Genomic DNA, 21,360 nt, shown 5'->3' with positions numbered 1-21,360 from the left:
CCTGCCGTTGCCGGGGCTCAGTCTTCCTGCCGCGCATAGAGGAGGACCACACCGTCAACGCGCTTAACTGCCACGATTGAGAAGGCAGATTCAAGTGCGTCGATAACAACATCCTGATTGTTGAGGTTGAAGGTGCCGGAAACAGGCAAGCTGGCGAGTTTGCTATCAGCGATTTCAAGCGGGTCTGCAAAGTAACGGTTAAGATCAGTCACAACATCCGCAAGTGGAGTGTCACGGTAAAAGGCTTTGCCCGCGCGCCATGCAAATGCAGCATTCGCATCAAAGTCTTCCACCACGGCACGGTTGATCGCCGGTACATGCACCACTTGCTGGCCTGCGGTCAGCAGTGCAACTTCTTTCACATCGCTGTCGCCGTTCTGGTGCTGTGCCACGGACACAAGGCCGGACAGCACTGAAATCACGTTCGAGGATGCACCAAGGCGCACACTGAACTGGGTACCCAACACGCGGACTTCGCTTTTGCCGGCGGTCACGATGAACGGGCGGTCCTCGTCGCGCGTCACATCAAAGAAGGCTTCACCGCCCTCAATGGTGACATGACGTTCATCATCCATCATCACGGTCTTGATACGGGTACCGGTGTTGAGCTGAACATGGCTGCCATCTTCAAGCGTTACCGTCGTGCGCTCGCCCACATTGGTCTGGTAATACTGCGCGTCCGGCGCCGGCGACCACATGGTGATCGTCACCATTACCGCAGCAATGAAAGCCGCAGCAATTGACGAAATACCTGTAAAGACGCGGCGACGCTTGCGTTCTTCGGCGTAAGCCTCAATCTCGCGCACCATTTCGGCCTCAAGCGCTTCTTCACCAGCAGCATCAAGGCTCGCGAGCAGGTCTTCCACATCGCGGGAGGCTTCTGCGTGGCGCGCATCTGTCGCCTGCCAGTCAGTGTAGGCGCGTTTGTCTGCGTCCGGGGTCTTGCCTCCCAGAAGCTTCGCAACCCAGGCCACTGCCTGCTCGTCTATGTCCAACCGTTCATTCATCGTCATCATCTCGAAGGCCCTCTGCCTGTCCCCCACAGCTACTATTAACTTTTACCGCGCCTTGCCTTGCGCGGTAGCGGCAAGACAGCGGCCTGTGGTTTACGCATGAGGCGCGCTCGCAATCGCTTGAGAGCGTCCATCATATATTTCTCGACCGTACTTTCCGACACACCCAGCTCCCGTGCGATATCTGAATAGGTCTTGTCTTCGAAGCGGTTCTTGACGAACGCCGCCCTGGCTTTTTCGGGCAATTGCCCGATCGCTGCCACCATGGCGGATATATCTTGTTTATGACCGATAGCTTCTTCCGGTGTCGGTGCTTCTGACGGCAATGCCTCTACCGTATCGGTCATGTTTTCATCGTCTGCGTCTACCTGGCGCCGAAGCACCCGGCCACGCCGTTTCAGTTCGTTAATCGCAAGATTTGCCGCGGTCTTGAAAAGAAGGGCTTGCGGGTTGTCGATGGTCTCGACCGCCGCGAACTTGTAGACGCGCACATATACATCCTGTGCAATATCCGCTGCGTCAGCGGCACAACCAAGCTTCTTTGTGAGCCAGCCAACAAGCACACCGTGATGTTCCTTGATCGCCCGCTCAAGCGCCTTGATATTGCGCCGCTTGGCGACCTCATCCAGCAGGTCTGTCATGCCGCCCTCACGCGCGTCGCCACGGGATGAACCAAGAGGCTCATTCGTAACGAGGCTGAGATGCGGAGACCGCTGAAGCAAAACGCCCTGACCTTCTTTCCTGAGGCTTCCTTGGTCATCACCTTACACATCCAGTGAAAAACCGCAGAAACCTGCGATAATCTTTCGATCTGAATGGTAATAGGTCCAAGGAAATATGCCATCAACAAAAAAATCTTGAGGGATCGGTCAGCCAGCGTTGTCATAAGCTATGAAACACGCTTGTGTGTTTCCTCTCATGTTTCAACTTGGTTGCGGAGTGGGTTTTTACTTCCTCCGCCCCATTTTTTATTTCCATTTCCATTAAATCCTCGCAATTACCATAGCTTTATACAGCTATTTTGTAATTATATTTCTTATTTTCTTTGCCCTTTCCCGCCACGTTACAAATATGCAACACTTTGGTGAAAAGTGGCTTATTTTTGCGCATCACTGAACTCTTGTCCACCTTGGGCCAAAATCTTTAAACCAAAGATATAGGGCGGGTTTGCGCAGCACAAGTGCGAGAAAAAGTGATTCGGTTTCGATCGCGCTCCGACACCCCGCTCAATGTATGGCCGGAGCTCCCGGTGGCAATTTGAAGATAGCGGTGGGAAAAGAAGTCGATATGACTACAGACAAGTATAGCTTCAAGGATACTTGGGCTGTCATTCTGGCTGGCGGCAGATCTGCCCGTATGGGGGCAGACAAAGCCACCACCCCGTTTCACGGCAAAAGCCTGCTTGATCATGCCCTCAGTCTTACTGCGGAATTGGACCTCGGCGGCGTGACAGTGCTCGGGCGAGAGCAAACCCCACGCGGTGCAGAGCAATTCCCCGGCCCGGCCCGCACGATCGTGCATTGGCTGAAGGAACAAGAGTACCCTGTCGACCTTTTGGTGCTGCCAGTGGATATGCCGGCGCTATCCCCTGCCCCCCTCGCGCACCTGATGGAAGGAAGCGAAGGCGCTTTTTATGACGACCTCTACCTGCCATTTTTCGCGCCAAAAGCGGTATTTTCCCCGCAAATGGAACAGGTTGCCCGCATGCGAGATTTGCTCGCGATATTGAGACTCGGACCCATCCCGGTGCCTGATCATTGGAAAATTGAGCTCACCGGCGTCAATACGCCGCAGGAACTGGCTGCTCTTGAAACTGTTACAAAACTGAACATTCGGGACTAAGTTTCTGTTTACAGTGCGATAATAACGTCACAGCCACCAAACTTTCATGAAACTGTAGCCTGATTCCGCTGGACAGCACCCATGGTTGTTATAATCTACGCAACGCATGGAGCTGTTCCGGGTAGGATAGCTCCGCATGCGGACTGCGACTGATCTGCCTGGTACCGACTTGTTAACCGACACCGATGCCATGACTGACTTCGCGATATATGGAGACCATGATTATGGCAAAAGGTACTGTTAAGTGGTTTAACACCACCAAGGGTTACGGGTTCATCAAGCCGGAAGCTGGCGGCGACGACGTATTCGTACACATTTCTGCGCTCGAGCGCGCTGGCCTGCAATCGCTGGCTGACAACCAAGCCGTTTCTTACGAGCTGGTTGAAGACCGTCGCGGTCGCATGTCTGCTGGCGACATCGTCGTTCTCTAAGACGATCGCACACGGATTACGGAAAAGGGGCGGTTTACCGCCCCTTTTTTGTTGCCGACTTTCGGCGCAGCCAAGGCACGGTCTGGCGAATGACCAGTTGCAAAAGAAACTACCGGGTGGCAACAATTACGGGGCAGCTTTAGGCTGCTTCACAAGAATAATCAGCCTGCGGGGAGCAGGCAAACAGACAGGGATCAAGGGGGACCTCATGAAACGCACTTCCTTCATGCGCAAAGCGGGCGCTATCGCATTTCTTATGGCAACGACGAGCCTTGCGGCGAACGCGCAGCGTGCGGCCGAGATTGGGCCAAACTATTTGCGCCACAGCGCCATCTCGCCCGATGGGAAAACCATCCTCTTCAGCTTCCGCGGCGACATCTACAAAGTCCCGGCAAGTGGTGGTACTGCCATCCCGATGACGGTGAATGCAGCGTGGGAAGGCCACCCTGTCTGGTCTCATGACGGTAAGCACATTGCGTTCGCGAGTGACCGCACCGGCAACCTTGATATTTTCGTCATGCCAGCCGAAGGCGGCGAAGCAACAAGGCTGACCTTCCACAGCGCCGACGATATCCCGAGCGATTTCAGCGCCGACGGCAAACGTGTGCTGTTCTCAAGCGGTCGCACAAAATCGGCCGCGACCGTGCAGTACCCGACCGCACGCATGCCGGAGCTTTATGAAGTCGCGGTCACCGGCGGCACGCCAGTGCAGGTCAGCACCAATGGTGCGATGGACGCGGTCTGGAACCCGGACGGCGACAAGATCCTCTACCGCGAAGAAAAGGCCTATGAAGCTGCGAACCGCAAACATGACCGCTCCGCCTTCGCGCGCGACATCTGGCTCTATGACACCAAGAAAGGTGAGCACACCCAGGTCACGACCGACCCGGCGGGCGACCATACGCCTGCGTGGGATGCGGACGGCGGTTTCTATTTCCTGAGCGACCGCACGGGCACCTTCAACGTCTGGCATCATGACGCGGCTGGGGCTGACAAACAGCTAACGAAACACGGCCCGCATGCGGCCCGCTCGCTCACTGCCTCGCGCGAGAAGAAGCCCACCCTCGCCTATCTCTATCTGGGTGACCTCTACACGCTCAAGGATGGCGGCAAACCGAAACAGGTGGATATTGATTTCACCACCGACAGCCATGGCCGCGACGTTGAGCCCATGTCCGCGGCCAGCGACATTGCTGAATTTGCTGTATCGCCAAACGGTAAGGAAATCGCTTTCGTTTCGCGCGGTGATGTGTTTGTTACCGCCACCGACTATGGCACCACACGCCGCATCACCAATACGCCGGAGGCCGAACGCCATGTGGCTTTCACACCGGAAGGCGACAGCATTCTTTATGCGGGCGAGCGCGACGGCGAATGGCGCATCTATGAGAGCAAACGCGCGGACGAGAATGAGAAATACTTCTTCGCCGCCACCAAGCTTGATGAAAAACTGCTGTTCAAGTCGGACGAAGATGTATTCCAGCCGAAATCCTCGCCTGACGGCAAGAAGGTTGCCTTCATCGCCGGGCGCGACGCACTGAAGGTCTATGACCGCGACAGTGGCAAGATCACCACAGCGCTTGCGGACAATTATAACTACTCCTATCAGGACGGCGATATCAGCTTCGATTGGTCGCCGGACAGCAAGTGGCTGACGATCGACTTCGCGCCAAACGGCCGCCTGTTCTTCACCAATATTGCGGTGGTCAGCGCAGATGGCAGCGGTGAGCCGCACGACATCAGCCTCTCGGGCTACACCGACATGGCACCAAACTGGCATTCATCAGGTGGCATCGTGACATGGGCGACAGCGCGCTTCGGCCGCCGCGACCATGGCAGCCACGGCAGCCAGTTCGACATTCATGCCGCCTTCCTCAACAAGGACGCCTGGGACGAATTCAACCTCTCGAAGGAAGAGTTTGAACTGAAGAAAGAGGCGGACGAGGAAGCCAAAAAGGCCGCAGAAAAAGACAAAAAAGACGACGAGAAAAAGGACGAGGCTGACAAGGCACCCGAGCCCATCAAAATTGAATGGGACCGTATCGAGGACCGCCAGAAGCGGCTGACCATCCATTCGTCCGATATTGCGGGTGCTGCGCTGTCGAAAGATGCCGACAAGCTTTATTACCTCTCGTCCTTTGAGGGTGGTTATGACCTTTGGGTCCATGACTTCCGCGAAGATGATACCAAAAAGCTGGTGCCGCTGGGGGCCGACCGCGCGTCCATGCAGATGTCCGCTGACGGCAAGGCGCTGTTTGTGCTGGCCGACGGCAGCCTGCAGAAAATTGATCTCGACAAGGGTGCACCGAAGGGCGTGAAGGTTTCCGCCATGATGACGGTGAAGCCGGACGAGGAACGCGACTATATGTTCCACCACATCTGGCGTCAGGTGGACGATAAATTCTACCTGCCCGGTTTCCACGGTGTGGACTGGGCGGCGATGAAGCTGGATTACGCCCGCAAGGTTGGGAGCACGAACAACAACCGCGACTTCGCCGATCTGATGGACGAAATGCTGGGTGAGCTGAACGCCTCGCACACCGGTGGTCGCTACCGCCCGAATTTGGGCGGTGACCGCACCGCGTCCCTCGGTCTCCTGTTTGAGCCGGAGCATATGGGCGCTGGCCTCAAGGTTGCTGAAGTGCTGAGCAAAAGCCCGGTGGCGGACGCTGACAAAAAAGTAGCAGCTGGCACGGTGCTGAAAGCCATCGACGGCGTGGCCATTACTGACGAGACCAACTACTACGCCCTGCTGAATAACAAAGCCGGTGAGCGCACCCGCCTCACTTTCACCTCACGCGTGGGCGAGGATTTCGACATTGTGGTCAAGCCTGCGAGCCTGCGTGATGAAAGCGGCTGGATGTATGACCGCTGGGTTGAAAGCCGCCGCGCGCTTGTAGACAAGCTGTCTGACGGTCGCCTCGCTTACGTGCATGTGCCGTTCATGGCGGACCAGAGCTACCGCGCTGTCTACCGCGAGATGTTTGGCCGCGGCATGTCGAAAGAAGCCATCGTGGTTGATACCCGCTTCAATGGCGGCGGCGACCTGACGGACGACCTTGTGCAGCTTCTGGGCGGCAAACAATATATGACCAACATGCCCTATGGCCGCGAGGCGCAGGGCGAGCCGCTGACACGCTGGACCAAACCGTCCATCGTGCTGATGAACGAAGGCAACTATTCCGACGGTCACTGTTTCCCGGCGGGTTACACCTCGCTTGAAATGGGCAAGACCGTGGGCATGCCGGTGCCGGGCACCTGTTCCTACGTCTGGTGGGAGCGGCTGATGAGCGGTGACCTTGTGTTCGGCATCCCGCAGCTTGGTATCAAGGACCGCTTTGGCGACTATATGGAGAACAAGCAGCTTGAGCCGACCATCAAGGTCAAGAACGACCCGGACAGCCTCGATGAAGGTCGTGACCTCCAGCTTGAAAAAGCGGTTGAGGTGATGCTCAAGGACCTAGACGCCAAAAAAGAATAAAAACGGGTAAACACTGAAGGGAATACATCATGGCTAAAGCCGTACTCGGGCTTGTCGCTGTCGCCGCTGTGGCAGCAGGGGCCTACTATTATTATCAGGAATCGCAGAAGGCCTGCTGTGCGCCGGAACCCGCACGTCACGCTGAGGAAATGGCGCAAACGGCAGAGCCAGCCATTATGGAAGAAGCTGGCTACGACATTCAGGTCCAGCGCGACAAGATTGCGCGCATCGACATGGAAAGCGACACCAGCTTCCTGACGGCCGAAGAAAAGGCGGTTATCAACAAGCTGATTGTTGCCGCCAACTATATGTCCGAGATTTACCTGCGTCAGCGTTACGAGCAGAACCCGGAAATCCGGGCCGAGATCGCGTCCTCAGACCTCGCGAACAAGGACCTTGTGCTCGACATGTTCGACCTGCACTTCGGGCCATGGGACACGCTGCATGAAAATCACCCCTTCTATGGGGATAAGGAAATGCCGGTGGGCGCGGCTTTCTACCCCGAGGACATGACGAAAGAAGAATTCGAGGCCTGGATTGAAGCGCACCCAGAAGACAAGGAAGCCTTCACCAGCCTCTATACCGTGATCCGCCGCGACGGCGACAAGCTGGTCGCCATCCCTTACCGCGAACACTATAAAGAGTGGCTGGAGCCAGCGGCCAAAGCGCTGCGCGAAGCGTCCGAGATCACCACGAACCCGAGCCTCAAGGACTTCCTCGCCAAGCGTGCGGACAGCTTCCTGTCGGATGAGTATTTCGAGAGCGAAATCGCATGGATGGACCTTGAAGGCACACCTATTGAAGTCGCGATCGGGCCTTATGAGGTCTATACCGACGGGCTTTTTGGCTATAAGGCAGCGTACGAAGCCTTCATCACCATCAAGAACCCTGAGGAGAGCGAGGCGGTCGCGCGCTACAAACATTATCTGAAGGACATGGAAGCCAACCTGCCGGTCGACGACAGCTACAAGAACTTCAAACGCGGTTTTGAAAGCCCGATTGCAGCCACCACACAAATCCATGGCGGCGGCGACAACGTGCCGGGCGTGCAGACCATTGCCTTCAACCTGCCGAATGACGAGCGTGTGCGCGAAGCCAAGGGTGCCAAGAAGGTGCTGCTGAATAACGTGCTTGAGGCCAAGTTCAAACTGATCCTCGCACCGATGGCAGAGCATATTCTGGTGCCTGAGCAGGCCGAACAGATGATGGCGAAATATATGGCGCTTGAGACCCTGTTCCATGAGCTGAGCCACAGCCTCGGCCCGGGCACCATCACCAAGGACGGCAAAGACACCACGGTGAATGCGGAACTCAAGGAGCTCTATTCCGCCATTGAAGAAGGCAAGGCAGATGTCATGGGCGTCTATAATATCCTCTTCATGATGGAGAAGTGCGAACTGCCGTTTGCCGAGCGTGACAACATGCTTGCCACCTATTTTGTCGGTATGTTCCGCGCCATGCGTTTCGGTACCGATGAAGCACACGGCCAAGGTGCTGCGTTCCAGTATGCACGGCTTAAAAAGGCTGGTGCTTTCTCAATCGATGAAGACACCGGCCTTTATGTGCTCGACTATGACAGGCTGGCCGAGGCTGTGACCGACCTTGTGCATGACGTGGTCGTGCTGCAGGGCAATGGTGACTATGCAGCGGCTAAAGCGTTCCTCGACACCTACGGCAAACTGGATGACGACGCTAAAGACGCGATCAAACGCACCGCCGATATCCCGGTGGACATCCAGCCGAAATATCCTGAAAAGCTGTAACCGCGTTCAGTCACAAAACACAAAAGGCGCCTCACCAGGCGCCTTTTTCATTGCAGGGGTATCTGGATGGTGAAGTGGCTACCGCCGCCCGCCGCGTCCGATAGTGCAATGCCGCCCTTCAGTTTCTGGTAGACGGTATTGAACACGATATTGAGGCCAAGGCCCGAGCCACCCTTGTTGCGCGCTGTGGTGAAAAAGGGCTCAAAAATCTTGTCCTTGATGGCTTCGGGGATGCCAGCGCCATTGTCTATCACTTCGATGGTGACCCGGTCCGGCATGCGGCGCGCTTGCACTTTGATCACCTTCTCACGCGTCCAGCCTTCGGGGAAGGCGTGCAGGGCCGCATTCATGATCAGGTTTGTCAGCACGTGCGAAATATCGCCCGCCACCGTTTGCATATGCAGGTCTCCTTCCGCACTTGCCTCCACCATCACCCCGGTCTTGCGCAGTGTGGGTCTCAGGCTTTCCACGATCTCGCCAAGGTAGGCGGCGAGATCGAGCTCCCGCACGTCGTCGGCTGTCTGGTCCACCGCCACCATCTTGAAACTGCGCACAAGATGTGCGGCACGGTCGAGGTTGCGTTCCGCCATGGCGGTGCCTTCAGCGACCGCCTCAATAAAGGCATTCAGGTCAGAGCGTTTGATCTGCCCGCTCTCCACCGCGCGTCGGAACGCGGTGAGTTCTTCCGCCATATGGGTGATACCCGTGAGCGCGACACCAAGCGGCGTGTTGATCTCATGCGCGACGCCAGCCACCAGCCCACCAAGCGACGCCATTTTCTCCGACCGCACCAGTTCGCCCTGCGCCAGATGCAGGTTTTCCATTGCCTCTTCAAGCTCGCGCGTGCGGTCCTTCACCCGCTTTTCCAGCATTTCATTGAAACCGCGCAGCCCCTCTTCCGCCACCTGCCGGTCGTGGGCTTCCAGCATGCGCATGACAAGGCCGCACAGGTAGGAAACAAACGATATCTCGCTTGCGTTCCAGTCCCGCGCTTCGTCGGCCTGTGCCACGAGAATAACCCCGATAGCGCGCGGGCCGCGGCAAATGGGCACCAGCAGCACCGAACGGAAATACCCTGCAAGGTCAAAGCCCTTAAGCTCCGGCGCGTCCGCGGGCTCAAGCAGTGTCAGCGGCTCAAGCCCCTTGATCGCGCAGAAAAGCGGCGCACAGCCAGCCTCGTCCACCCGGCCCATGTCGCGGTGTTCACCGCCCGCATCCCAATAACTTTCCTGCGCATACAGCGCGGTGCCGTCCACATTCAATAACCAGACATCGGTGCGCGAGGCACCGAGGGCACCGCACGCCACCTCCGTCAGGATTTCATAGGCGCGGGCTTTGGTGCCGTTATAGATCGCCTCTTCCTGCCCCAAACGGGTGAGCGCAGCATCAAGCCGCTCCACCGCGTCCATCGCGCGTTTCTTGCCAGACAGGTCACGGATTACCGTCACCGTGGTGCCGTCCGGCAGCGGCAGGTCGTCCAGCGCGAACACACCGTCTTTGCCGAAGCGGAAGCCGCCCATGTCGGATGTCAGGCGCTTGCCACCGGCGGAGCGCCGGGTCAGTTCATCAATGGTGTCACGGAAGTCATCCTGCGAGCGCAGGATATCGCGCACGTCATCTCGCGTCAGGCCAATGACGTCCCGTTCGCGAAAAACCGGGAATACTTTCGCCGCGCCTTCATTATAGAATTTCAGCCGGTTGTCGGGACCATACACCAGATAGGCGACCGAGACCGCGACCAAGCGCCCATCCGCCACATCGCCGGACAGCATCAGGCTTCTCCCGCGGCTGGCTCGTCCCGGTACCTTACGTATAGTTCGCGGATTTCAGGCAAGTGGTCGAGAAGCGCATCCACCAGTTCAGGCTGGAAGTGTTTGCCGCGCTCTTCCTTGAGGAGCTTGATCACGTCTTCTTCCGCCCACGCAGGCTTGTAGCAGCGCACCGATAACAGGGCGTCAAACACATCCGCAATCGCCGTAATACGCCCGACCATGGAGATTTCTTCGCCTTTCAGGCCGCTTGGGTAGCCACTGCCGTCCCATTTCTCGTGGTGGTCGCGCGCGATGTTGGCGGCAACCCGCAGCATCTCCCGGTCTGATCCTTCAAGGATTTCGTAGCCGAGCTTGGCATGGGTCATCATGATCGCCCGTTCTTCGTCTGTATGACGGCCGGGTTTATTGAGAATGGCATCGGGGATGCCGATCTTGCCGACATCATGAAGCGGGGAGGCGTGTTTCAGCATCTCGACATCATATTGGCTCATGCCCATGGCTTCACCCAGAATGCGCGACAGCTCAGCCACACGTTTCACATGGTTGCCTGTCTCGTTCGAGCGTGTCTCCACTGCTTCCGTGAGACGGAACACCACCTCGCGCTGCGTATCCACAAGCGCGTTCCTCAGGTACAGATTCTCAACTGCGATCAGCACGTTGCGCACAAAAATCTGGATCAGCTGGGTGTCGATCTCCTTCGGCTTACCCTCACCCACCAGATAGAGGATGCTGGCACGGCCTGAGTTGCCGACCACCATGCCCACATAGGACCCGTCGACCCAGAAGCCGTATTCGCCGCGGCCGCGTTCGCGGTGTTCTTCAATGGCGCTTGCAATACGTGCCGGGAACACACCCCAGGCGGAGTGGCCGACGCTGCCCTTGAAGCGCCCGGTGCCGGCCACAAGCGTCATTTCCTTGCGGTCGTGGGTCGCCGCCGCGGCTTCCTCCAGCGTAAAGGCGACATCAAGCCCGCCGACGATGAGGGACGACACCTGCTCCAGCACGCCGCGGGCAAAGTTATCAAGGAACTGTTCCTTGAACATCTGTGCCGACGCGCCGATCACACGCTCGAGCCCGCGCCGGCTGGCTTCAATGATATTGATGTCGCGGAAGCTTCTGAGTGTGGCGTACATGAGCGTAAAGAGCTTGGTGGCCGAAAGGTCGGTCTTCTCCTTATAGTCATTGATATCATAGCGCACGATCACGTCGCGCTCAGGTGCCTGGCCCGGTTGGCCGGTGCGCAGTACAATGCGCACGCTGTGGTCGCCAATCTCCTCGCGAATGAACTCGACCAGCTTGAGACCCGCATCATCCGCCTCCATCACCACATCCAGCAGGATAACAGCAAACCCCGATTCGCCCCGCAGCAGCTCACGTGCTTCCGCGCCCGACATGGCGGAGACAAATTCAAGCGGCCGGTCATCGAAATGGAAACCCTTCAGCGCCAGCTTGGTTGCACTGTGCACATCGGGCTCGTCATCAACAATCAGGATACGCCAAGGTGTATGGGGCTCAAGGGGCGAAGGGCTGCCCTCGTCATCGGTTTCGTCGTCTTCAATGATCAAAAAGTCATCGGACATTGTGATCTCTTGGAAAAGAGGTTTTTCCGTGCGGCCCCATGGTCCCATGCCCCTATGAGACAGTAGCGCAGCACTACTCGACACCCGAGGTAAGCGTGACAGAAACCCTTTTACGATGTGTTAATGACTATTCCGCGGCGGAGCGCAGCGAAACATGCGCGTGACCAAAGATGCGGTCAATGTGGATGCCGTCTTCCGACATGGGGATATAGAGCACCCGCACACGCAGGTGGTTTTTCTCTTCAGAAAGACTCGATGCTTCTGCGACCACAGGTTTGCGTGTTTCAAGCATGCGGTGACATGCCGCCAGAATGCGTTCGGTAACCAGCGGGCTTGGCGCGCCTTCACGCACGGTCATGCCAGTGATCTCGCCATAGAAATTGGCCACCGTCGTGCCCATGAGCTGCACCAGCAGGTCCTCAAGTTTGTTGCCGTCATAAATGATCTGGAACATGAAGATTTCCGGCAGGAATTTCTTCAAATCACGCGGGCTGACATCGGCGCGGCACACAAGGCGGCTGCCGCCAGTCTTTTGGGTGAAATAGTCGAGCAGTTCATCTATGCGCGGGCTGTCCGCGCGTATATTGTCCGCGTCGGTGATGGTGAAGTTGCTAAGCTCGCGGTCGACCCGCGTACCTTCTACCGTATTTTCGCTGAGTGAATTAATGGCGGTCTTCCCTTTCACTCTTCCCCATAGCCTGAGGATAGCGCATCAGCGCCCCGGCAGGAAGCTTTTCACGCTTTCGATCAATGGCGACCGGGTGAGCGAAAGCAAAACGGGGGCCGCAACAAGGGTGACAGCCGCGCTTAAAATCAGCATCGGCATGGTGCCCACGACCCCCATGGATACGCCAACCTCACGGGCTGCAACCAGCAGCCCACCGTATACCACTGTCATGAAAAACGGCGCGGCTATTGCCCGCGCGAGCGCAAAAACCGGCACCTCCACCAGCCGCGCCAGCGCGATTTGGGACACAAGTGTGTAGGTAAGGTTAGGCACAAACAGGCTGAGCGCCATAACCGTGATCCCGTAGGGCGCCGCGATCAGAAGTGTGGCCGCGCGCACAAGGAAAACGATCAGGTCAACCCGGAACGAAAGGCGGGTATGGCCAAGGGCAAAAAACATCTCGCGCGAGATGAAGAAGGGCGCGGACGCCATGGCCGCGAACGCAAGGGCACGCCCTGGTCCGCCGGCACCTTGCCACTGATCACCATAGAGAAACAGAATGGCCTGATCACCAACTACAACCAACCACGCCAACATGGGCCACAGGAAATCTGCAACACCGCGCAGCCGCTGCATATAGGCCTGCGCCATCGCGTCACCCCGGTTTTTCTCAGCCGCAAAGGTTGGGAAAAGCACCGCACCAATGGCGCTATAGAGCTGGTCCCAGACCATGCGGTTGATGGCAGCAGCCCGGTCATAAAGCCCTGCGGCCCGAATGCCGTGCACCCGCCCGATAATAAGATCCGGCAGCGCGTTCCCGCTCATGGACAGAAAAGTTGAGCCCGCAATCCAGCCGCCGTATCGCAGCGCTTCGCCCGTATGGGTGCGGCTGAGGGCAAAGTCCGACAGCCGGCAATAGCGCGGCATATAAAGCATGATCGTCGCCGCGAGGAAGCTGATGTTACCAAGGGCTAGGGCGTAGTAGCGAAAGCCCAGATAGGCACAGCCCAAGGTCACTGCGGCGGAGACAATGCTAGAAATCACCTCGACGCGCGCGAGGAAGGAAAAAGCAAGCTCCCGCGAGCCCCGCGTTTGCATGATCATATGGAAAGGATAGAGGATAAAATTGAGGCTGAGCAGGTGCAGCATGCCCGCCATATGGGGCTCGCCATAGAAACTGCTGACGGGCGTGGCAACAAGATTGACGGCAAGACAAACAGCGACACCAAATGCAAACACCAGCGTAAAACCCGCGCGAACGTGAGGCGTATCAAAGTCCCTGACCTGCAGCAGGTATTGGTTTACCCCGAGCCCCCGCACCCCATTGAGTACAAGGAGGACAGCAAAGGACACCGCAAAAAGTCCGATCTCGCTTGGTGTCAGCAGCCGCGCAACCCATGCGGACGCACCAATCTGGACCAGTGCCTGCAGGAAACGAGCGGCAAACATCCATGAAACGGACTTGCCGACCGAATGTTGTTTCACCTCACCCACATATTGCCCCTGCGATGCTGCGCTCCCATGCGCGACTGGCGTGAAGCCTAGATAGCTCGCGCACAAACAACAAGGCTGAAAACCACTTGCAGCGTGTCGCCTTGCCGCACGATACCCTCCCCTTGCCTGTTTTGCGTTGACCTTGCGGCTCTGTCTGGCCCTAATAGCGCGGTTTTGGGCTGGCAGGCGGTTTGGGCACCGCGGGATAACTGCCATGAATAAAAAAGCCACACACAACACGTGGGCCAACAAAATATAAAGGGGAAGGGAATGTCAGCAGGCACTTCCGGCGATTCCGACAAGGACCTCCGCACAAACTCAATCACCGACGTCAAACAACTGGGCACCTTCGCCGCCATCGCAAGCCTATCCTATGTTTTCTGGATCTGCGGCGGCATGGAGATGGTGGAACGGTTGGCGTTTTACGGCACCCGTCAGGTGGCGGGGCTATACGGCACCGACGCCGCTTCCAATGGCGGGCTGGGCCTTGTCGAGGCCGAGGTGGGCATCATCATGACTGTCTGGGTGATTACCCAGACCTTTGTCCCGGTGTTCACCGGCGGTATCTCCGACCGGGTCGGCTACAAGGAAACCATTTTCGCCTCCACCGTGATCAAGATCATCGGCTATCTGCTGATGGGATTTTTCCCCAGCTTCTGGGGCTTCATGGCAGGGGCCGTAGTCCTCGCCTTCGGGACAGGCATCTTCAAACCGGGCCTGCAGGGTACGATTGTGAAAGCCACGAACAGGCAAAACAGCTCGATTGCCTGGGGGGTCTTTTACCAGACCGTCAATATCGGCGGCTTCCTAGGGCCCGTGCTGGCCGCCTATATGAGGCAAATGGAATGGGCCTATGTATTCTATGCCTGCGCGGGCATTATCTCGCTCAATTTCCTGCTGCTGCTGACCTATAAGGAAGTGGACAAGGAAGCGCGTCTTGCCCACCGCGAGAAAGTGAAACGCGGTGAGATCACCGAGCAGGCCCTGTGGCGGGACAGTCTCTCCGAGCTCGCGAACCCGGTACTGATCTGGTACATCGTGCTCTTCTCCGGCTTCTGGTTCATGCTCTATATCTTCTGGGATATAGGGCCGCTTTTCTTCCGCGACTGGGTTGATACCAGCGTGATTGTCCGCGATGTCTGGGGCGCGGAAGGGCCCGGCGACTGGGCAATCCGCTTCTTCGCCATGAATAACGAAGGCACGCGCATCATGCCCGAAGGCATGGTCAACCTGAACTCGCTTCTGATCATGATTGTGTGCTTCCTCGTGGCGGGTGTCGGCGCGCGTTTCAAGGCCGCGAACGCCATGGCCGTGGGTACGTTCTGTGCGTCCGCTGCGCTCCTGATCTTCGGTGGTTTCAACTATGCCTGGCTGATCGTCCTCGGGATCGTCAGCTTCTCCATCGGGGAAATGCTCGCGGCCCCCAAGGCCAGCGAATATATCGGCAATATCGCGCCCGAGCAGAAAAAGGCCATGTATCTGGGCTTCAGTCAGTTGCCGCTTGCCATCGGCTGGATGAGCGAAAGCTTCATCGGCTTTTATCTATATGGTGAGCTGGCGTCGAAGGAGCAGATCTCCCGCCGGGTGCTCGAGAGCGAGGGCATGAGCGCGGACCAGATCGCCGCCATCCCGAACGGCGAAGCCTTCGACAGGCTTGTTGACGTGACCGGCCAGACGGCAGAGGCTCTCACAGCCCGTCTGTATGCCGCCAATGATATCGGCACCGTCTGGTACCTGATGGCGGCGGTAGGCATTGTCTCGGCGATCGGGCTCTATGCCTATGGCAAATGGACCTACCGCATCGCGACGCAGAAAACAGGCTAACCGAAAGACCAGCGCCACACCGCGCAGCCTATCACTAAAGCCGCCCTGGCCCCTGTGCTTGGGGCGGCTTTTCACTTGCGCATATCAGCGCCGCGCGAACCAGGCGTGGATCATCAGGGTCTGGAAAAAGCGCACAGGTGCTTTGAGGCCGCTCTCCAGCAACAGTTCTTCCATCTCCGCCTCGGTCGCGACCGCAAGGTGGGTACCCACAGCAGCGAGAAATTTTTCCGCCATGCCTGCGGGCATGTCAGCCCCGTGCTGAAACGCCGCCCACACCGGCCACATCTGTTTGAAATTATTGCTTTCAAGGTCCGCGCTCAAATCCGCGGTGATGGCAAAGCCACCGGGTTTGAGCCGTGTGGCCATCTCGCGGAAGAACTGGACCCGGTCCGGGCGCTCGACACAGAATTGGGAGACAAGGATGCTCGTCGCCGCGTCATAGGGGCCTTGGTCCGCAAGGCTATCAAGGAAACCGGTGTGGAAGTCACAGCGTGCAGCAACGCCCGCCGCTTCCGCCTTCTCGCGGCACACCGCCATCATGTCGGGCGAGGGTTCAACCACCGTGAAGGTGGCGTGCGGGAACATGACGGCGAGCGCCAAAAGTTCATCCCCCGTGCCCGCCCCCACCAGAAGGAAACGCGCATCTTCGGGCAGGTCCGCCAGCACGGCTTCGATACACAGATGCAGCGCGCCCTTGATTGGCATCATGCGCTTACGGGCGCTGTCATAGTTTTTGGCATGGTCGCCCGCGAAAGCCATCTGGATAACGCCTGTTTTATCGCTCACAAAAAATCCCCTACCTAAAATGTTACTATATAACTAAAACTCACCTTCGCCATTACAAGCCCCAATCGAAAATTTATGACGCTCTCGGGCATACTCCTCCATATCCAAACAGGAGAGTTTTGACATGAACGCCAGCGGCAAGATTGAGGCTGAGAACGGCCCCGCGATGACCGCCCCCCGCAGCGACAGCATGAGCCGTCCGTATAAATTCCACCACACCGTCACCGGCGCTTGGGACGCCATGCTGGACGCCTGCCGCAGTGCCGAACGCTCCATCGAGCTTGAGGAGTTCATTCTCCTGCCCGGTAACATCGGCGACCGCTTCATGAATGTGCTGGCAACAAAAGCCGATGCGGGCGTGCGGGTGCGCCTGCTGCTCGATTGGTGGGGTTGCCGCGAACTGATGAAGTCGGACAAGGTGGAAAACCTCAGAAAGCACGGCGTGGAGGTCAGCTTTTACCGCCCGCCATCGGCCAAGACATTCGCGCCGCTCAAGTTTTTCCCGCGCAACCACCGCAAGGTGCTGATTGTGGACGGCGAGCGCAGCTTTGCCGGCGGTGTCTGCATTCTGGACAAAATCAGCGACTGGCGCGACAGCATGGTGGAATATGACCATGAGGTCACCGGCCAGCTATCGCGCCTGTTTGAAACCACTTGGAATTTCACCACCAAGGGCACACCCGTTGAGGCAGGCGGTGTGGACTTTACCGACCGGCATGCCTATGCGGTCATCGCCAATGCGCCGCACACCAACAATGTGGATTTCACCAAGGTGTTCATTGAGAAGCTTGAGAATGCCCACACCCGGGTGCGGTTGGTCACGCCGTATTTCGCGCCCGTGGCCGACGTACTTGAGCCCTTGTATGCACTGCTCGACCGTGGTGTGAGCCTCGAGATCATCCTCTCCGACTATTCAAAATACGCGCCCTATGTGGTGGGCAAGAGGCTCGCGGGGGCCCTGATCGAACGCGGTGCAAAGATTTATTATTATGAACCGTCCATGCTGCACCTGAAGCAGGTGGTCATTGACGACAGCTGGTGCGCCATCGGCAGCTTCAACCTTGATGGCCTCAGCATGCGACAGAATGAGGAAGTGATGGTCACCACAGGCGACAGCAATTTCATCGCGGAACTGCAGGAGCAGTTCGAGCGTGACCTGATGCACAGCCGCGCCTTCACCATGAGGAACTGGAAAAACCGGCCCCTTAGCGAGAAGCTTACCGGCGCACTGCTGGTCCCGTTCCGGAAATATCTGTAGCGATTTTGGAGAATAAAAAACGGGACATGCCACCCCCATCGATGGCACGCCCCAGATGCAGTCTGTCGATCACCAGTCGACGGACAGGACTGTGCCCCGATTTAGGGGGTACGCCTACCTAGAAAAAATTTAGGTACGCATGACAATAAGGGTATGGGCGCGTGCGCTAACCCATTTTGCCGATAGGCTTTTCAAGGCTTTCAGGCGGCACGGTAAACCACGCCGGGCCGTTTTCCGTCATGTAAAGACAGTCCTCAAGCCGCACGCCAAATTCGTCAAAAATATAGATGCCCGGCTCGTTCGAGAAACACATGCCAGCGGCGAGTGGCGTTTTTTCACCGTGCACAAAATTGACACTCTCATGCCCCTTCATGCCGATACCGTGACCGGTACGGTGGCTGAGGCCGGGGGTCTGGTAGCCGGGGCCATAGCCAAGGCTTTCATAGTAGGCGCGCACGGCGTCATCCACCTTGCCCGCTGGCGTGCCGATGGTGGCGGTCTCGAACGCGATTTCCTGGCCCTTGCGCACCGTGTTCCACACTTCGCGCTGGCGCTTGGTTGGCTCGCCAAACACAAAGGTGCGGGAGATGTCAGACTGGTAACCCTCAACAGCGCAGCCGCAGTCCATCAATACCACGCTGCCCTCGCGCAGTTCCTGCGGCTGGCTGGTGCCGTGTGGGTACGCACTGGCTTCATTCAGAAGTGCCATGTTCCAGATGCTGCCACCACCAAGCGCCGCCTGCGCTGAGTCCATAAGCGCGGTAATGTCACTTGGCGTCATGCCCGCTTGCAAGGTACCCCAAACATGTTCGTAAGCCTTGAGCGTGACCTCGTTGGCCTTTTTCATCAGCGCGATTTCAGCGGCGCTTTTATACATGCGGCAGCCAAGGGTGACGGGCAGCGCGCTCACAATGGCAAAATCGGGCGCAGCGGCTTTCATGCCTTCCACGACAAAATAACGGACCGTATCTTCAAACGCGAGTTTGCCGCCCGCAAGGCCACGGTCTTTCAGAATACCCGCCACACGCTCGAACGGGCTTTCATGTTCGTGCCACGGGCGCACATCGTCACCGAATGTCATGCTTTCGCGCACACTCGGCTCCTCAAAATAGGGGGTGACAACGGCAATATCGCCGCGCACCGGAATGACGACGGCAGTCAGCCGTTCGCTGCGCCACCAGCTGATGCCGGTGAAATACAGCATGGCTGGGCCGGGCTCTATCAGCAGTGCGCTGATGCCCATGTCACCCATCAGTTCCTGCGCGCGGGCGACGCGGGCCTGTCTCTCTTCAACCGTGATCGGCTTGACGTCACCGGTGATGGGGCTGAGACCCGCTGCCGGTTTGCTGCTGCCGCCACCCTCACCCGATGCGTGCGCCGCACTGGCCATCAGGCCACCTGCCGCCACCCCTGCACCCAGTTTCAGGAAATCACGTTTTGAGAAAGTCATGCCCTCGCCTCCCATTTGGCTGTTTTTAGTTTCCGCCTTTATAGACCACGCCGTCTTTCATGACGAAAGTCACATTTTCCGTGAGCGTGATATCATCAAGCGGGTTGCCCTTAACGGCCACGATATCAGCAAGGAACCCTTCCTGCAGCGCACCGAGGTCACGTTCCTGCTTGAGGAGCGTCGCGGCATTGATGGTGGCGGCCTGCAGCGCCTGCATCGGTGTCATGCCAAATTCGACCATGCGGGAGAACTGCTTGGCATTGTCGCCGTGCGGATAGATGCCTGCGTCCGTGCCCATGACCATCTTCACGCCGCCCTTGACCGCGCGGCTGAAGCTTTCACGCTGGCGCTGGGATACTTCGCGCTCCTTGTTGATATTCTCCTCCGGCACACCGTTTTCCGCGCCGTAAGTCAGCGTGTATTCAGTGTTATAAATATCCATCGAGAAATAGGTGCCGAACTTCTTCGCGAGCGCGATGGCTTCGTCATCCACGAAGCTCACGTGCTCAACCGAGTCCACACCGGCAACAATCGCGGTCTTGATACCGCTGGTGCCGTGCGCGTGGGCCGCAACCACAAGGCCGCGCAGGTGACTTTCGTCCACAATCGCTTTCATCTCTTCAAGCGTATATTGCTGCACACCCACTTTGGTGCCCTTCGAGAACACACCACCGGTCGCGCAGAATTTGATGGCGTTCGCGCCGTATTTGATATTCTCGCGCACTTTTTCGCGCACAGCCCATGGGCCATCAGCCACGCCGTTCGACTTGGATTTCATCTCGGGCGCGAGGAAATTGTTGTCGCAGTGCCCGCCAGTGATACCAAGCGCATTGCCGACCGAATAGATACGTGGGCCAACAATCTCGCCCGCGTTGATGCCGTCACGTACGCCAATGACGGAATAGCCGTCATCGCCAAGGTCGCGGATGGTGGTGAAACCGGCCATCAGGGTCTTCTCCGCATTCTTGACCGCCACAACGGTCTGGCGCGGGATGGAGTAGCCCATGGTCATGTAAAAGGGTGTCTCGGCATCGCCCGAGATATGCACATGCATGTCCATGAAACCGGGCATCAGCGTCATACCGTCCAGCGCGATATAGGTGGCGTCCTCGCCCGGTGTGAAGCTGCCCTGCTTGCCAATCGCCACGATGCGGTCATCGCGCACCACAATCATCGGCTTCTCGATCAGCTTGCCCTTGACCACGTCAACCATGGCGTCTGCGGTAATAACGGTCTCTGCCGCGATAGCGGATGCACCCACCCCAAGGATGCTGGCAGCGGCCACTGCTGCCTTCATGAACATACGCATAAACGTCCCCTTTTATGCAAAAAATCAGGCCGTGACCGTAGGCCGAAAATCAGGGCTTGTCCAACCTGATTATCGCCGGGTCACGACCTTGCCTGTAGCGATACGTCTACTGCGGCAGGTGGGCGATGACCTTGATCTCCACATTGGCCTGCGGCATCAGGAGGCTGTCGACACCAATCGCGGTCCAGGCCGGGTAGGGCTTCTTGATAAACTCATCCTTCACTGCGGTGAATTCATCAAAGTCCGGGCGCAGGTTGGTGTGGAAAGTGGTGATATCCACAATGTCATCAAGGCTCGCGCCTGCCTCTTTGAGGATGGCGTCAATATGCCCCCATGCACCGCGGTAGGCGGCTTTCATGTCACCGTTCTGCGGCAGGGTCACCACGCCAGAGAGGTAGATGCGGCCATCCACCTTCACCGCCGGTGCATAGTGCCAGTCGTCATAGGAGCGCTGCCAGAATTTGGGCACGATGATATCAGCGCGTTCACGTGCACTGTCAGCCGCCACAGGCATACTGAAGGCCGGGGCCGCAAGGGCCATAAGGGTCAGGGCTGTCGTCAGGTATTTCATGATTGTCCTCGTCATTATTTACTACGCTTTTCAAAGCAAGCGCACCCTGTATGCGCGGGGCGTGGCACACAAGCGCCATGCGGTGAAACGCCCATGGCATGCGACAAAAAAACGGCGAG

General features: G+C 57.7%; 16 protein-coding genes. 6 read left to right on the top strand and 10 right to left on the bottom strand.

Going from position 1 to position 21,360, the window contains the following annotated elements:
- Window positions 1-17: 17 nt before the first annotated feature.
- Entirely contained in the window at window positions 18-1,016 is a 999-nt protein-coding gene (locus B150_RS0113395; RefSeq protein WP_020400450.1) for a FecR family protein, read from the bottom strand.
- Window positions 1,017-1,051: 35 nt separating this feature from the next.
- Entirely contained in the window at window positions 1,052-1,654 is a 603-nt protein-coding gene (locus B150_RS0113390) for an RNA polymerase sigma factor (RefSeq protein ID WP_020400449.1), read from the bottom strand.
- A gap of 646 nt (window positions 1,655-2,300) precedes the next feature.
- On the opposite strand from B150_RS0113390, the gene mobA reads away from it, so the two are divergent.
- From mobA to B150_RS0113360, 4 genes are all read left to right on the top strand, one after another.
- Window positions 2,301-2,855, top strand: coding sequence for a molybdenum cofactor guanylyltransferase (mobA, locus tag B150_RS22510; protein WP_020400446.1), 555 nt, complete (start codon window positions 2,301-2,303; stop codon window positions 2,853-2,855).
- 224 nt (window positions 2,856-3,079) lie between these two features.
- Window positions 3,080-3,286: a cold-shock protein gene (locus B150_RS0113370; RefSeq protein ID WP_020400445.1), complete on the top strand. Its 207-nt coding sequence runs from the start codon at window positions 3,080-3,082 to the stop codon at window positions 3,284-3,286.
- A gap of 208 nt (window positions 3,287-3,494) precedes the next feature.
- On the top strand, window positions 3,495-6,767 hold the full coding sequence (locus B150_RS0113365; RefSeq protein WP_020400444.1) for a S41 family peptidase: 3,273 nt from the start codon (window positions 3,495-3,497) through the stop codon (window positions 6,765-6,767).
- Between the two features lie 29 nt (window positions 6,768-6,796).
- On the top strand, window positions 6,797-8,530 hold the full coding sequence (locus tag B150_RS0113360; RefSeq protein WP_020400443.1) for a dipeptidyl-peptidase 3 family protein: 1,734 nt from the start codon (window positions 6,797-6,799) through the stop codon (window positions 8,528-8,530).
- A gap of 47 nt (window positions 8,531-8,577) precedes the next feature.
- Here B150_RS0113360 and B150_RS22505 read toward each other — a convergent pair whose 3' ends face one another.
- The 4 genes from B150_RS22505 to B150_RS0113340 form a co-directional block, all read right to left on the bottom strand.
- Window positions 8,578-10,302, bottom strand: coding sequence for a sensor histidine kinase (locus tag B150_RS22505; RefSeq protein WP_020400442.1), 1,725 nt, complete (start codon window positions 10,300-10,302; stop codon window positions 8,578-8,580).
- On the bottom strand, window positions 10,302-11,882 hold the full coding sequence (locus B150_RS0113350; RefSeq protein ID WP_020400441.1) for a response regulator: 1,581 nt from the start codon (window positions 11,880-11,882) through the stop codon (window positions 10,302-10,304). Before B150_RS0113350 ends, B150_RS22505 begins: the two co-directional genes overlap by 1 nt.
- A gap of 127 nt (window positions 11,883-12,009) precedes the next feature.
- On the bottom strand, window positions 12,010-12,567 hold the full coding sequence (locus B150_RS0113345; protein ID WP_020400440.1) for a PAS domain-containing protein: 558 nt from the start codon (window positions 12,565-12,567) through the stop codon (window positions 12,010-12,012).
- 27 nt (window positions 12,568-12,594) lie between these two features.
- Complete coding sequence (locus tag B150_RS0113340) at window positions 12,595-14,043, bottom strand: oligosaccharide flippase family protein (protein WP_020400439.1); 1,449 nt, start codon at window positions 14,041-14,043, stop codon at window positions 12,595-12,597.
- Between the two features lie 270 nt (window positions 14,044-14,313).
- On the opposite strand from B150_RS0113340, the gene B150_RS0113335 reads away from it, so the two are divergent.
- A complete protein-coding gene (locus B150_RS0113335) occupies window positions 14,314-15,867 on the top strand; it encodes an MFS transporter (protein WP_020400438.1) in 1,554 nt (517 codons plus the stop codon).
- A gap of 84 nt (window positions 15,868-15,951) precedes the next feature.
- On the opposite strand, the gene B150_RS0113330 is transcribed toward B150_RS0113335, so the two are convergent.
- Window positions 15,952-16,653, bottom strand: a complete 702-nt coding sequence (locus B150_RS0113330) for a class I SAM-dependent methyltransferase (protein WP_155860062.1) — start codon at window positions 16,651-16,653, stop codon at window positions 15,952-15,954.
- 124 nt (window positions 16,654-16,777) lie between these two features.
- Between B150_RS0113330 and B150_RS0113325 the strand changes: the two genes are divergently transcribed.
- Entirely contained in the window at window positions 16,778-17,911 is a 1,134-nt protein-coding gene (locus B150_RS0113325) for a phospholipase D-like domain-containing protein (RefSeq protein WP_020400436.1), read from the top strand.
- Between the two features lie 166 nt (window positions 17,912-18,077).
- Here the strand turns inward: B150_RS0113325 and B150_RS0113320 are convergent, their stop codons facing one another.
- The 3 genes from B150_RS0113320 to B150_RS0113310 all read right to left on the bottom strand — a co-directional run bounded on the left by B150_RS0113320 (window position 18,078) and on the right by B150_RS0113310 (window position 21,241).
- Window positions 18,078-19,361 carry a M24 family metallopeptidase gene (locus tag B150_RS0113320; RefSeq protein WP_020400435.1) on the bottom strand — a complete coding sequence of 428 codons (1,284 nt, stop codon included), beginning with the start codon at window positions 19,359-19,361 and terminating at the stop codon, window positions 18,078-18,080.
- Window positions 19,362-19,386: 25 nt separating this feature from the next.
- Window positions 19,387-20,670: a Xaa-Pro dipeptidase gene (locus B150_RS0113315; protein WP_020400434.1), complete on the bottom strand. Its 1,284-nt coding sequence runs from the start codon at window positions 20,668-20,670 to the stop codon at window positions 19,387-19,389.
- Between the two features lie 106 nt (window positions 20,671-20,776).
- The gene (locus B150_RS0113310) at window positions 20,777-21,241 is read right to left on the bottom strand and encodes a RidA family protein (RefSeq protein ID WP_020400433.1); all 465 of its coding nucleotides are present in this window, start codon (window positions 21,239-21,241) and stop codon (window positions 20,777-20,779) included.
- Window positions 21,242-21,360: the final 119 nt, after the last annotated feature.

Source organism: Kordiimonas gwangyangensis DSM 19435 = JCM 12864 (assembly GCF_000375545.1).
Classification (GTDB): domain Bacteria; phylum Pseudomonadota; class Alphaproteobacteria; order Sphingomonadales; family Kordiimonadaceae; genus Kordiimonas; species Kordiimonas gwangyangensis.
Note: the sequence above shows the minus strand (reverse complement) of the source record. Positions and strands in the feature narration are given on the sequence as shown.

Bases quoted from the DNA above. Each gene is read 5' to 3' on its own strand.
- B150_RS0113335 (WP_020400438.1), top strand. From the start codon at position 14,314: ATGTCAGCAGGCACTTCCGGCGATTCCGACAAGGACCTCCGCACAAAC.
- B150_RS0113350 (WP_020400441.1), bottom strand. From the start codon at position 11,882: ATGTCCGATGACTTTTTGATCATTGAAGACGACGAAACCGATGACGAG.
- B150_RS0113365 (WP_020400444.1), top strand. From the start codon at position 3,495: ATGAAACGCACTTCCTTCATGCGCAAAGCGGGCGCTATCGCATTTCTT.
- mobA (WP_020400446.1), top strand. From the start codon at position 2,301: ATGACTACAGACAAGTATAGCTTCAAGGATACTTGGGCTGTCATTCTG.
- B150_RS22505 (WP_020400442.1), bottom strand. From the start codon at position 10,302: ATGCTGTCCGGCGATGTGGCGGATGGGCGCTTGGTCGCGGTCTCGGTC.
- B150_RS0113390 (WP_020400449.1), bottom strand. From the start codon at position 1,654: ATGACAGACCTGCTGGATGAGGTCGCCAAGCGGCGCAATATCAAGGCG.
- B150_RS0113370 (WP_020400445.1), top strand. From the start codon at position 3,080: ATGGCAAAAGGTACTGTTAAGTGGTTTAACACCACCAAGGGTTACGGG.
- B150_RS0113360 (WP_020400443.1), top strand. From the start codon at position 6,797: ATGGCTAAAGCCGTACTCGGGCTTGTCGCTGTCGCCGCTGTGGCAGCA.
- B150_RS0113320 (WP_020400435.1), bottom strand. From the start codon at position 19,361: ATGACTTTCTCAAAACGTGATTTCCTGAAACTGGGTGCAGGGGTGGCG.
- B150_RS0113395 (WP_020400450.1), bottom strand. From the start codon at position 1,016: ATGATGACGATGAATGAACGGTTGGACATAGACGAGCAGGCAGTGGCC.
- B150_RS0113315 (WP_020400434.1), bottom strand. From the start codon at position 20,670: ATGCGTATGTTCATGAAGGCAGCAGTGGCCGCTGCCAGCATCCTTGGG.
- B150_RS0113310 (WP_020400433.1), bottom strand. From the start codon at position 21,241: ATGAAATACCTGACGACAGCCCTGACCCTTATGGCCCTTGCGGCCCCG.
- B150_RS0113325 (WP_020400436.1), top strand. From the start codon at position 16,778: ATGAACGCCAGCGGCAAGATTGAGGCTGAGAACGGCCCCGCGATGACC.